Genomic DNA, 12,307 nt, shown 5'->3' on the forward strand with positions numbered 1-12,307 from the left:
GATTTTGTTATGCTCGATCACGATATTTTGAAATCAACACCACAAAACATATTAAAAACCAAAGTTTTAAAAACCTACCTGAACGGAGAAAAAGTATATGAAGCGAAATAGATTGTGTATCTTGGTTGTAGCATTTTGCTGCAATATTTTATGTTTAATGGCCTGCGCACAGGAGCATACAGCGAATGAGAAAAAACTGGCTATTGCCAATGTGATAGCTCATACAACCGTATTGTTAAACAATCAGGATGGTGTTATTCCCTTAAAATCACTAGAGAAAAAGAATATTGCTTCAGTTAGCCTGAGCTTTGCTTACAGTGCCGTTTTTGATAGTTTGGCGAATAAATATGATAAAATTACTTCATTTTCTGCCGATTCTTATAAAGACAGCGTGAATTTGAACGATTTAGAAGATGACCTTAAATATTTTAATACCATTTTAATTTCTATTGATGATCAAAATGTAAGCAAAGCCAAATACATTAACTTCATTAACAGTATCAGTAAAAATAAACAGGTAATTATTTCTTTTTTTGGTAATGGGCCAGGTTTAAAATCATTCGATCTGTTAAAATCGCCGATTGTATGGACCGGTCAAAACAATATTGATGCTGCTGCTATTGTGCCACAGTATATTTTTGGTGGCATTGCCGCTTCAAATAAGTTAACTACTGCTTATTCCGCACGTTATACCATGGGTTCTGGTTTTACTACAACGGCCACGCGCTTAAAGTACACCGTACCCGAAGATGCAGGTTTAAATTCGAACAACTTAAAAGAAATTGATGCCATTGCTGCTGAGGCCATAGCGCAGAAAGCAACACCAGGATTAGTGGTTTTGGTGGCTAAAGACGGTAAGGTGATCTTTAACAAAGCATATGGCACACATACTTATGACACCAATGTGCCCGATAAGGTAACCGATATTTTTGATCTGGCTTCGGTAACCAAGGTAACTGCAACTACTCCTGCCGTAATGCGTTTATTTGAAGAAGGAAAGTTAAAATTAGATACCAATATTGGTGCTTATATCCCAAAGGCACGTACTACGCCAATGAACAACATTCAGGTGCGCGAAGTGATGTTGCACCAGGCAGGTTTTATTCCCTACATTCCTTTTCACGATTATGTGAAAACCGGCGATTACAGCAGGGATTCTTCGGCAGCTTACCCGACGAAAGTAGCCGACAATTATTACATCAAAAAAGGCTTTTTTAAAGATTTTATGTGGCCTAAAATGTTAAACTCGCCAATAAAAACACGGGGCAAATATGTATACAGCGATATCAGCATGTATGTAATGAAAGATATTGTAGAGCACATTAGCGAAGAGCCTTTAAATCAATATACTTACGAAAATTTTTACAAACCATTAGGCATGCAAACGGCAGGTTTTTTACCACGTAACCGCTTTAAACCAGAACAGATTATCCCAACCGAAATGGATAGCTATTTCAGGAAAACCCTTTTAGTTGGCTACGTTCACGATCAGGGAGCAGCTTTGGCTGGTGGTGTTTCTGGTCACGCAGGTTTGTTCGCCAGCGCCAACGATTTGGCCATTATTTACCAGATGCTTTTAAACCGTGGTACTTATGGCGGGGTAGAATATTTCAAGAATTCGACAGTAGATATGTTTACTTCGAAACAATCGAATGTTAGCCGCAGAGGTTTGGGTTTCGATCGTTGGGATCCGGACACGACTAAACATTACCCGTCTGAACTGGCTTCGCCACAAACTTACGGCCATACCGGTTATACCGGAACTTGTGTTTGGGTAGATCCATCGCGCGGTTTGGTGTATGTGTTTTTGTCTAACCGTGTTAACCCTACCGTTACCGATAAACTATCGAACTTAAAAATTAGAGGAAGGATTCAGGATGTGGTAAATAAAGCCATAGACGAATCGAAGAAGTAAATCTTAGTTTGCATCATTCAGTGTTGACAACGTTCTAGCTAAATGGCTATTAAAGTTGACAACTCGCTTAATACTAGTTTTTTGGATTATAATAGGCATCAAAAAGTTTATTCCTGAATTTATAATTAGGATCATACTTCCTTTTTAATTTAAAAAATGTTTCAGCATTTGGATAAGCTTTTGAAAACTGTGATTGAGTAGCCTGTATTTGATAGGGCAGATAGTAAGCACCCTTTTCAGAAAGCGATGCATCAATCAAGGCCCTTGTCCATTGGGTTACTTTTGCCTTTTCAACATCAGATATTTCCTGTTTGTAATAAATTACGAAAGCAAAAACTTCCTCCTTAGCCCAAGCGAGATACGATCCCGTATCTTTATTTGCATGCCGGATTGAAATGTTGATCACATTTACATCGTTGTTTTTTAATACTTTAACCATTTTTGGATAAAAGGAATCAAAATGATCTACTGGTATAAAATATTCTTGTAAAACATAGGTCGCTTTTTTTCTCGAATTGGGTTCGAGCTCTTGCACATCATAGGTCGCTTCATAATTTCTCCATTCAACAACTTTACCTGTATAATGTACCGGATCTGCAATGTGTTGCCTTAGCCACTTTCCAAAATCAGAACCGGCAACTACTTTCATGGCAAATTTTTTCAATCCATAGTTTACATCGTTCGGTTTTAAACGCTCGGTTACGGTTAATTTATTTTCGGTTCTTGCATAAGTAACTGCTCTAACTTTGGTGTAACTATTTGGGTATATATCTGCGTTATGAAATACGAACTGGGGTTTATTTCGAATGTTAGAAAAGAAAAACTTTTTGTAGGCGGCAATATCCATCAGGGTATCTTTTCGCGCTATTTTATAATTGTCTGTTAGCGATAAGGTTACTTCGGTAATTACGCCAATTCCGCCGTAGCCGCCAATAGCTGCATAAAAAACTTCACTGTTAACCGTTGGGCTCGCGGTGATGAAACTTCCGTCGGCTAAAACAATCTTAAAGCTTTTAACTGATAAAATAATTGGTCCTTGCCCAACATAACGACCATGCACGTTAACACTAAGTGAGCCACCAACCGTAAAATTCGCATAAGTCTGCATAATTTTAACAGATAAATCGTATCGGTCAATAAACTGGATCAGCTCGCGCCACCTTATACCGGCTTGAACTGTGACTTCCTTATGTTCTTTTGAGAAACTTAAAATCCTGTTAAACTTTCTCATGTCAATTTGCAAAGCATTTTCTGTAGCCGTTTGTCCACCCTGACTAAATCGACCTCCACCTATCGAAATAGGTTCATTGTGGGTTTTAACTGCCTTAATAATTTCAGCAGAAGTTTGTGGCGCAATTATTTTGGTAACCTTTATGGGGTTGAGTTGTGTAACATCGTTTACGACGTTCTTTTGTATAATCGGTTTATCAGGCCGGCAAGCTAGGAGTAAAGAGATATAGATTAGAAAAATTTTGAGAGCGGTACGTTTCATAGTTGATTAGATGTTTGAGGTTTACATAATGATATAAGAGCTTAGGGTTATCAGCTTAATGGGGTGTTTGCTAGAAAGTTAATAGCTCCTAAGCTAATGATTTAGAATCAGCTTATAAATTACCGTTTTAAGTTTTTCGCTATCGCGATCTTCACATAGCAGGAAGGTTGTACTATGCTCGCTTTGGCTAAGCAAAGTAATGCCTTCAAATTTATGTTTGCCAGAGATTTTATTACTGAAGGTTAGCTTCAAAGTCTGTAGGTTAATACTGCCGATAAAACTGCCCATAATTTCGCCATCGGCATAAGTCGATTTGGTATCTTCGGCGGTAGCGATGAAAAATATTTCATTTTTCACCAATACAGCATCAGTAAAAGAGGATTCTACATGATCAATATTTGGAAGCTTAAAATGGTTGAACTTAACTTGTTTAGCTTTAGCTAAATCTGCTTCCTGGATATTGAATATGCCATTCTTTGCATCGATCCCATTGCCCCGGTTAAAAAGTAGCCACTCATTCCCTGTAAAAATTGAACCTTCGAGGTTAAAGTTCTGATCGTCTGTTTTGGCGATAGCTTTAAGTTTGGTGTAGGTATCGGTCAGGTCTTTCTGAATAACTTTTTGAGTTTTCAGGTCGAATTCGATCATCAGGTTTCTTTTGGGCGTAGCGCCCGAACCTAATATGTAGAGCTTATTGTTATTATGACAAAGAATTTCGAAATCGGGTTTTAAGGATTTAGGTATATTTTCTAACTGATCAAGTGTTTTATCAAATAAAATCTGAATTTTGCGTAGCTTTTTGGTTTTGATGTTATATTCGTTCAAGTAGCCGCTGTTGTCGCCAATGATATACAGGAAATCTTCGTGAAGGAATAGACCCGAAGCAGAGCCAATGCCATCAATCTCGGCAAAAACTTCTAAAGTTGTTGAATGCATGTTTGAAAATAACAAAAAAGCACCGGTTTTGGCCGATGCTTAATATTTTTTCAAATAAGATTGCCACGTCTCGATGAAAAATCGAGTCTCGCAATGACGATCTTTTTTATTTTTTCAATCCAATTTCTCTTAATCTTTCATCCAAATATTCGCCCGCAGTCATATCGCTATAGGCTTTAGGATGTTCAGCATCAATGGTTGATGGTAAACTTGTTAGGTCCATGTCGCTGCGTGGGTGCAAGAAAAAAGGAACAGAGAAACGCGAGGTTTTCATCAGTTCACGAGGTGGGTTTACCACTCTATGTGTAGTCGATTTTAATTTATTGTTGGTTAAACGCTGTAACATATCACCAACGTTTACAACGATATCGGTATGATGTGCTTTAATAGGTAACCACTCATTACTGCGGGTTAACACTTCAAGACCATCAGCACTGGCGCCAATTAATAAGGTAATCAAATTGATGTCTTCATGTGCACCTGCACGTACCGCATCATCAGGAATGGTTTCAGGATTTTCGATCGGGAAGTAGTGGATACCCCTTAAAATAGAATTTCCGTTATGAACGTGTTTGTCGAAATAATTGATCGGCAATTCCAGGTAAGTAGCAATGGCGCGTAATAAATGTGTCCCGTTTTCTTCCAGTTTTTTATAAATATCGCCTGTTACTTTGTTAAATTCTGGCAATTCTTCTAAAACTTCATTATCAGGATATTCATTTTTAACAGGATCACCATCAGTTACTTCCTGACCAATCTGCCAGAATTCTTTCAAATCTGGAGTTTTAGCCCCTTTAGCTGTTTCTTTGCCTGCACTGGTGTAACCACGTTGACCAGCCAATTCTGGTTTCTCGTATTTCCTTTTGGTTTCAACGGGAAGCGAAAAAGCAGCTTTAATGTTTTCATAAAGCTTGTCAATTAATTCCTGGCTTAAACCATGGTTGGTAATGGTAACAAAACCCGAATCGTTAAAAGCCCTGCCCAATTCATCAGAAAACTTTTTACGGTCTTCTGCAGAGCCATTGATGTAAGAGCCTAAATCTAAACAAGGAATATACGGTGTAGACATAATTTTATATTTAATGTTTTWCGAATTTAAAAAAGAATTGTTAATAAGTGCGTTTAGGTTGTGTATTAAGTATTTAATAAATTAATATACAGTTTTTTAAGTTATTAACAAAATCCGAAAAACAATGTAATAGTCGATTGTCACACTAAATCCATTATAATTTAAACGCAAACTACAGCTTATTTAATTTCGTATAATTAACTAGAAAATAACTTGATGAACTGTAAGGTAAATTGGTTATTTGCGACTAATAAAATAACACACACACAATGAAACCATCATGATTTGCCATCTCAACAATTAGATAAAAAATCATGATAGCTTCATTACATTTAAAAACAAATAAACACACAATGAAAAAAATAATTTTAATTCTTTTATCGGTATTGGCCTTAAATCAGGCAAATGCGCAAGGAAAAAAGACAGAGAAAGCTACATTCGGAATGGGCTGTTTTTGGTGTACTGAAGCCATTTTTCAACGTTTAAAAGGCGTGGTATCGGTTAAATCTGGTTATGAAGGCGGTACTTTAACCAATCCAACTTACGAGGAAGTATGTACCGGTGCTACAGGGCATGCCGAGGTTTTAGAGATTACCTATAACCCAATGGTGATTTCTTACGATGACTTATTGGAAGTTTTTTGGAAAAGCCACGATCCTACAACATTAAATCGTCAGGGCGCCGATAGCGGTACCCAATATCGTTCAGTTGTTTTTTATCACACGGCTGAGCAAAAAGCTTTGGCAGAAAAATATAAGGCAGAGCTGAATAAAACCAATGCTTATGGCAAAAAAGTGGTAACAGCTATAGAAGCGGCCAAACCATTTTATATTGCAGAAAATTACCACCAGAATTATTTCAACAAAAACGGAAGTGAACCTTATTGCAGATTGGTGATTCAGCCCAAAATAGAGAAACTGGAAAAAATATTTAAGGCGAAGCTTAAAAATTAATAAGCGTGCTTGACTAGCCCTGCAATAAACATTGTAGGGCTTTTTGTTATCTTAGGAATTTAAACTTCTGTTTATGGTGAAAAGAATAGTACTTAATGTTAATACTCAAAAAATTGCTGATGCAGCCAGTTTTTATAAAGATATTTTGGGGCTTGATCTGCTAATGGATCATGGTTGGATTGCCACTTATGGTGCGGCAGGACAAAAAATGGATGTACAGATCAGTTTTGCTTCCGAAGGCGGATCGGGTACCCCAACACCAGATCTATCCATCGAAGTTGAAAATGTTGATGAAATATTGGAAAAGGTGAAAGCCGCCGGATTTCCGATCGAATATGGCCTGGCTGATGAACCATGGGGTGTTAGGCGATTTTATACAAGAGATCCATTCGGCAAATTGGTTAATATTTTAAGTCATCTCGAATAATTCCCGAACCCTTCCGCTTATGAATTTGTCGTCTTGAGTAGATGCTAAAATCTATCTGTGTGTATCCTTTTTATCTGTGGTTAAAACTTACCATTAGTTCAAAAAACCTTTAGCTTTTTCGAGCAGTTCGCTACCTTTTTTACCAATTTCTTTTTTTCCTTTTTCTATTGTTGAAGGCTGAGTATACTCACTCACCGAATTAGAAAGCGCCTTAAACTTACCTATGCCAGCAAATACTTCTTCGGTATAAGGAACACCCTGTTGTTTCATCAGTTTTTCCCAGTCTATTTTTGAGAGTACCGCAATCATGTATTTAGTGGCAATTTTACCGATAAACGCTTTGTCGTACACACCAGTTAGTGCCTTATCTGATTTACGGTCTTTTACATATACCATAGTTTGTTGTAGTGCTTCGCGTTCGTTCTTAGAAAATAATGGGCTTTTGCTCAGCTTTTCCAATGCTGGAAGCGACTGCTCTGGTCTTTCCTTTTTTAAATTCAGATAAGCGGTTATTCCCCAAACCAGTTCGTTTTGGATGCCGAGTTTATTCATGTCGTTTAAAAAAGCCTCAAAATCTTCAAGCGATCTTTCCTCATCAATTTTTCGCTCCATTCTCATGCGGTCAAAACCTCTAAAAAGATAGTTCATGCTATGGAAAGCCAAATGAGTCTGCTCATCGTTTAAACGGCTCCAGCCAAAAAATGATTTGGTGTAGGGGAGTGGGATTTTCTCATTTTTATCCAGCCATTTAATGTTTCTCGAAAGGCCATCCTCAGATAGATAAAATAAGTTGTTGCTAAAAAACAAGAAACCGCGTACAAATTCTAAAAGTGTTTTAATTTCGCAATCATCCAGCAGTTCTGGTTGAGTTTTAGCACATTCATATAACGCAAAAGGTTGCCCTAAATCTCTGGTGGCCAGTACAGCCATGCTTAAAATGGCATGTTCTATATTTTGATAGTAAGCCTTGTTTGTATCCTTAAAAAATGGTTGCGGTGTTTTTACGCCCGTTTTCATTGCGATAAAGCCTGCAGTTAGTAATGGAAAAACATCTTCATCGGTTTCTTTTACAAATTGTTTAACCGACCGATATTCTTTATATACCCTTAAGGCGTCTATTACAGAAATATTTTCATTGTTGTGTGCGTTTACTTTGTTCAGCGTCCTGACAACACTTTGTGCCTGTTTGCTGAATTTCTGATACTCGGGCTGGGTAGTATCTTGAACGGCAGTTGAACGGACTGCTATTTTAGCAAATTTATAAAATATGATTTTATCATAATTGATGTTTTCAGCCAGTTTCTTTTTATCAAGTTCGAGTAAAAGCTGATCGGTTTTTTCGCCAGAACAGGCAGCTAAAAATAGTACAAAGCAAAATAAAATTAAATTCTTCATGAGGCATGTTTTAAACAAATAGATGTATAAAACTAATACTTTAGGAAAGAAAAAAAATGAAAAATGCAGATTCTTCTAAATTTAGCCTTTCAGAACATGTCCTTATTATCAAAATTTAAATTTTTTCAATCGTTTAAAATCAAAATGATAAATTTTCAAAAGGAAAAGAAGGCACTATTAGCAAATTAATAATGGGTTTCTATGGTCAGTTTAATGTTCTTTTTACTTAGTTATTAATCAAACTATTTTTTGGATTAAAATTTGATTAGAACATGTCAAAAAGAGAGGGGTATTTCTAATTTTTTAGCAATTTTTTCAGATTTAATGCCCTAAAATTCGTGGGATGTTTAAAATCATTCTAAATTTGTAACTCCTTTAAGCTAAGATGACAAAAAAGAAAAAGACAGTTGGTAAAACTGACGCTGATGTAATTTTAATAGGGGCTGGCATCATGAGTGCAACCCTGGGTGTTTTGTTAAAACAATTAGAGCCCAATTTAAGCATAGAAATTTACGAACGTTTAGATATTGCGGCAGCAGAAAGTTCTGATGCCTGGAATAATGCGGGAACGGGACACTCTGCTTTTTGCGAATTAAACTATACGCCCGAAAAGAAGGATGGTACGGTTGAAATAAAAAAGGCAGTTCAGATTGCTGAGCATTTTGAAGTTTCCAAGCAATTTTGGTCATATTTAGTGAGTAAGGGATTGGTTTCTGACCCTTGTAATTTTATCCGCAATATTCCTCACATGAGCTTTGTTTGGGGGAAAAAGAATGTAGAATATCTTAAAAAACGCTACGACGCATTAACCCAATGTGATCTGTTTAGCGACATGCAATATACCGAGGATACTGAGCTTGTAAGAAACTGGGCACCCTTAATTATGGATGGCCGTAAAAAGAGCGAAAAAGTTGCGGCTACAAAAATGGATCTGGGAACCGACGTTAATTTTGGAACCTTAACCCGTGATATGTTTAACAACTTAAAGGAACAAAGTAATGTTAATCTGCATTTCAATCACGAAATCCGTGACCTGAAAAAGAATAAAGACGGCAACTGGATTGTAAAAGTTAAAGATTTAGAAACCGGCGATAAACGTAAACGTGTAGCTAAATTTGTATTTATCGGTGCTGGTGGTGGCTCTTTGCCTTTATTGGAAAAATCAGATATTCCTGAAGGAAAAGGTTTTGGCGGTTTCCCTGTAAGTGGGCAATGGCTGAAATGTACCAATGAAGAAATTATTAAAAAACACCATGCAAAGGTATATGGCAAGGCTGCGGTTGGGGCGCCGCCAATGTCGGTTCCACATCTAGATACCAGAATGATTAATGGCAAGCAGGCACTGTTGTTTGGGCCGTATGCTGGTTTTTCTACCAAATTTCTTAAAAATGGTTCATTCCTGGATTTACCAAAATCAATTAAATTTAATAACATCCGTCCGATGCTTTCTGCCGGATTGCACAACCTCGATTTAACAAAATATTTAATTGAGCAGGTTAGGCAGTCGCCAGAAGACAGGTTGGAAGCGTTGAAAGAATATTTGCCAACTGCCGAACTTAAAGATTGGGAACTGGAATATGCAGGGCAGCGTGTTCAGGTAATTAAAAAAGACGAAAAACAAGGCGGTATTTTAGAATTTGGTACCGAGGTGGTAAGTGCTGCCGATGGTTCTATTGCGGCTTTGTTGGGTGCTTCTCCTGGTGCATCAACAGCTGTTTCTATTATGCTCGATCTATTAAACCGTTGCTTTGCAGAAGATTTAGCTACCGACGAATGGCAGGCGAAAATCAGAGAAATGATCCCAACCTATGGAAAAGCCTTAGCTCAGGACCCAGAACTTTGCAAAGAAACCAGAACAAGAACATCGAAAGTATTGAAAATAGAAAATACTGTAGTTGCTTAGTTGAAACAACGATATAATTTTATACAAAGTTCCGGTATAAATCGGGACTTTTTTTGTTTTAGGTATTTCCATGGTCTGTCTGCGCAGACCTCAATTGGATAGGTAATTGATCATTTGCATCACCAAACGTTCCTACGGAACGAACACAAATAACAAAATGTTATTTGCTACCTACCATTCGTCCCGAAGGGACGGCCGATACGTTATATTAGCTATCTGTCATCATATTTACCTTATGGGTGGTTCATGAGTAACATTGGTAAGATTGGTTTTCTTTCGTTCCGTTAGGAACGTTTCACAGGTAACACTTGGGGAGAAAGATTTTTTCGTTCCGTAGGAACGTTTGGTGTTCTTTTCACAGACCCTAAAGGAATAAACCTGATGGGAACGGCAGCTCCCGATTGAAAAAATCGGGACTACAGTGTACAGCAGGACTACAGTACCCAATAGCAAACGGGACCTTGTTTTTCAAAGAAATATGGCATATATTCTTACCACGTAAAAGAGGGTATCCAATTGCTTGAATACCCTCTTTTATGAAAAATACTTTGTGGTTAAGCCGCAATTACTTCTGCAACTTCATCTGCAGAAATATCGCTATGTGATGCTTCCAATACACAATCGCCATCTTTAATCAATAAAATCTGCGGTGATTGGTGTGCTACCTGAAAAATTTCGGCAATCTGGTTGGAAATATCACGGTAGCTAATTAAATCTAAAAAGTAAAGTTTTGTGTCAGCGGGAATGATGTCCCAATCAAATTCGAAGTTCTTTTTAGCCATTAAACTGATTGAGCAACGCGTGCTGTGCTTAAAAATAAGGCTAAAACCGCTTGCATTCTTGATCTCGTCAAGCTGTTCTATTGAAGTTAAGTTAACCCAAGTCATGATATTATACGTATTGTTTTACAGGACAACAATTACAGTTAAATAAAGTTCTGTAAATGACCTGAATATGAGATTACAAATGAGGTAGATTAATTCCTTCTGCGTTTTCCTTCTGGATAAGATCCGTAAGCAGGACAAAGTTTAGAAGAACAAGATTCTAAAATKGTAATGGTGCAAAACACCGCCAATAATAAAATGGCTACTTTTTTCATCTGCATAAGTTTGTTTCAATGGTAATGAAGCTATCATGAACCAGTTATGATGGTTTCATCTGATCTGATAGATTTTAAAATTCTAAGTTACAAATAATTATTAAAACGCAAGTTTAAATTTGAGCAGAAAAATCAGCCATTTTAATCGCTGTAATAGCAGCCTCATCGCCTTTGTTGCCATGTTTGCCACCAGCACGATCTTGTGCCTGCTCTAGGTTATTGGTAGTTAAAACACCAAAAATAACTGGTTTGCTGTATTTAATGCCAACATTGGTTACACCCTGTGCTACTGCATCGCAAATAAAATCGAAATGTTTGGTATCACCCTGAATCACGCATCCTAAACAGATTACAGCATCTATATCGCTTCTTTTGCTCAATAGAATTTCTGCACCGCCTGTTAATTCGAAACTTCCCGGTACCGGTAAAGAAATTATATTTTCTTCGGCAACACCATTAGCTAATAATGTTTTTAAAGCACCATTGTACAAAGCACCGGTAATTTCTGCATTCCATTCGGCTACAATAATTCCGAATTTATAGTTTGCTCCGCTAGGAACGGTGGTGTGAGAGAAATCAGATAGATTTTTTAATTGTGTTGACATGGGGCAAAGATAATGTTATGCTTCGAATGTTAAAAACCTTAATGTTTGTTACTTGTAACATTTAGTTCAGTTATAGTTAGATTAGTATAATAATCAGATAAAATTTTAACCGCTTATGGAATTTTTACGTTCTGCCCATCTATATTAAAACGCAAAGCCATCTTATGAACATATCATTACGTATCTCCGCTTTATTTCTTTTTACCTTTTTGTTTTCCTTCGATGTTTCTGCTCAGCATAAATATACGCTGGCCGATTTTTATCGGATAGATTCTCTTGCTAACCTGGCCAAACCCAAGGATGCCCTGGCTTTGATCGAAAAAATAAATCAAGCGGCAAATAAAGAGAACAATGCACCATTGCTGATCAAATCAGTTATCTACCGGATGATGTTTCAAAGCTATTTGGAAGAGAATGCCTTTGATAAAATTTTGGTTGACCTGCGCACAGACATCAGCAATGCCAAACAACCCGAAAAAAGCATTTTACAGTCGCTTTTAGCCGAAACATATT

Annotated in this window: 11 protein-coding genes; 5 read left to right on the top strand and 6 right to left on the bottom strand. The window is 37.2% G+C overall.

Annotated features, from left to right (window positions below):
- The first annotated feature begins 157 nt into the window (after positions 1–157).
- On the top strand, positions 158–1,915 hold the full coding sequence (locus AC1DPQ_RS05070; protein WP_477579113.1) for a serine hydrolase domain-containing protein: 1,758 nt from the start codon (positions 158–160) through the stop codon (positions 1,913–1,915).
- 73 nt (positions 1,916–1,988) lie between these two features.
- Here the strand turns inward: AC1DPQ_RS05070 and AC1DPQ_RS05075 are convergent, their stop codons facing one another.
- The 3 genes from AC1DPQ_RS05075 to AC1DPQ_RS05085 all read right to left on the bottom strand — a co-directional run bounded on the left by AC1DPQ_RS05075 (position 1,989) and on the right by AC1DPQ_RS05085 (position 5,412).
- Positions 1,989–3,407, bottom strand: coding sequence for an FAD-binding oxidoreductase (locus tag AC1DPQ_RS05075; RefSeq protein ID WP_477579111.1), 1,419 nt, complete (start codon positions 3,405–3,407; stop codon positions 1,989–1,991).
- A 93-nt stretch (positions 3,408–3,500) separates the two neighbouring features.
- Positions 3,501–4,343 carry a DUF6929 family protein gene (locus tag AC1DPQ_RS05080; protein WP_477608236.1) on the bottom strand — a complete coding sequence of 281 codons (843 nt, stop codon included), beginning with the start codon at positions 4,341–4,343 and terminating at the stop codon, positions 3,501–3,503.
- 106 nt (positions 4,344–4,449) lie between these two features.
- Positions 4,450–5,412 (bottom strand): isopenicillin N synthase family dioxygenase, encoded by a 963-nt coding sequence (locus AC1DPQ_RS05085; RefSeq protein ID WP_477608238.1) that lies wholly within the window; start codon positions 5,410–5,412, stop codon positions 4,450–4,452.
- 353 nt (positions 5,413–5,765) lie between these two features.
- Between AC1DPQ_RS05085 and msrA the strand changes: the two genes are divergently transcribed.
- Both msrA and AC1DPQ_RS05095 read left to right on the top strand, forming a co-directional pair.
- Positions 5,766–6,365, top strand: a complete 600-nt coding sequence (gene msrA, locus AC1DPQ_RS05090; protein ID WP_029279958.1) for a peptide-methionine (S)-S-oxide reductase MsrA — start codon at positions 5,766–5,768, stop codon at positions 6,363–6,365.
- 73 nt (positions 6,366–6,438) lie between these two features.
- A complete protein-coding gene (locus AC1DPQ_RS05095; RefSeq protein ID WP_477585176.1) occupies positions 6,439–6,792 on the top strand; it encodes a VOC family protein in 354 nt (117 codons plus the stop codon).
- Positions 6,793–6,885: 93 nt separating this feature from the next.
- Here AC1DPQ_RS05095 and AC1DPQ_RS05100 read toward each other — a convergent pair whose 3' ends face one another.
- Entirely contained in the window at positions 6,886–8,187 is a 1,302-nt protein-coding gene (locus AC1DPQ_RS05100; protein WP_477608239.1) for a hypothetical protein, read from the bottom strand.
- A 385-nt stretch (positions 8,188–8,572) separates the two neighbouring features.
- Between AC1DPQ_RS05100 and AC1DPQ_RS05105 the strand changes: the two genes are divergently transcribed.
- Positions 8,573–10,090, top strand: coding sequence for a malate:quinone oxidoreductase (locus AC1DPQ_RS05105; protein ID WP_477608241.1), 1,518 nt, complete (start codon positions 8,573–8,575; stop codon positions 10,088–10,090).
- A 554-nt stretch (positions 10,091–10,644) separates the two neighbouring features.
- Here the strand turns inward: AC1DPQ_RS05105 and ytxJ are convergent.
- Both ytxJ and ribH read right to left on the bottom strand, forming a co-directional pair.
- Positions 10,645–10,977: a bacillithiol system redox-active protein YtxJ gene (ytxJ, locus tag AC1DPQ_RS05110; RefSeq protein ID WP_230149473.1), complete on the bottom strand. Its 333-nt coding sequence runs from the start codon at positions 10,975–10,977 to the stop codon at positions 10,645–10,647.
- A gap of 325 nt (positions 10,978–11,302) precedes the next feature.
- Positions 11,303–11,794 carry a 6,7-dimethyl-8-ribityllumazine synthase gene (gene ribH, locus AC1DPQ_RS05115; protein ID WP_025145257.1) on the bottom strand — a complete coding sequence of 164 codons (492 nt, stop codon included), beginning with the start codon at positions 11,792–11,794 and terminating at the stop codon, positions 11,303–11,305.
- A 164-nt stretch (positions 11,795–11,958) separates the two neighbouring features.
- Between ribH and AC1DPQ_RS05120 the strand changes: the two genes are divergently transcribed.
- Positions 11,959–12,307, top strand: a 349-nt coding sequence (locus AC1DPQ_RS05120) for a hypothetical protein (protein ID WP_477608243.1), incomplete at its 3' end; no start/stop codon positions are given.

The sequence above is a fragment of the Pedobacter sp. 01T416_2 genome, assembly GCF_056398925.1.

What these genes read in the sequence shown, in the direction of transcription:
- AC1DPQ_RS05070 (WP_477579113.1), top strand. Translation starts at nt 158, where the DNA reads ATGGCCTGCGCACAGGAGCATACAGCGAATGAGAAAAAACTGGCTATT.
- AC1DPQ_RS05075 (WP_477579111.1), bottom strand. Translation starts at nt 3,407, where the DNA reads ATGAAACGTACCGCTCTCAAAATTTTTCTAATCTATATCTCTTTACTC.
- AC1DPQ_RS05080 (WP_477608236.1), bottom strand. Translation starts at nt 4,343, where the DNA reads ATGCATTCAACAACTTTAGAAGTTTTTGCCGAGATTGATGGCATTGGC.
- AC1DPQ_RS05085 (WP_477608238.1), bottom strand. Translation starts at nt 5,412, where the DNA reads ATGTCTACACCGTATATTCCTTGTTTAGATTTAGGCTCTTACATCAAT.
- msrA (WP_029279958.1), top strand. Translation starts at nt 5,766, where the DNA reads ATGAAAAAAATAATTTTAATTCTTTTATCGGTATTGGCCTTAAATCAG.
- AC1DPQ_RS05095 (WP_477585176.1), top strand. Translation starts at nt 6,439, where the DNA reads ATGGTGAAAAGAATAGTACTTAATGTTAATACTCAAAAAATTGCTGAT.
- AC1DPQ_RS05100 (WP_477608239.1), bottom strand. Translation starts at nt 8,187, where the DNA reads ATGAAGAATTTAATTTTATTTTGCTTTGTACTATTTTTAGCTGCCTGT.
- AC1DPQ_RS05105 (WP_477608241.1), top strand. Translation starts at nt 8,573, where the DNA reads ATGACAAAAAAGAAAAAGACAGTTGGTAAAACTGACGCTGATGTAATT.
- ytxJ (WP_230149473.1), bottom strand. Translation starts at nt 10,977, where the DNA reads ATGACTTGGGTTAACTTAACTTCAATAGAACAGCTTGACGAGATCAAG.
- ribH (WP_025145257.1), bottom strand. Translation starts at nt 11,794, where the DNA reads ATGTCAACACAATTAAAAAATCTATCTGATTTCTCTCACACCACCGTT.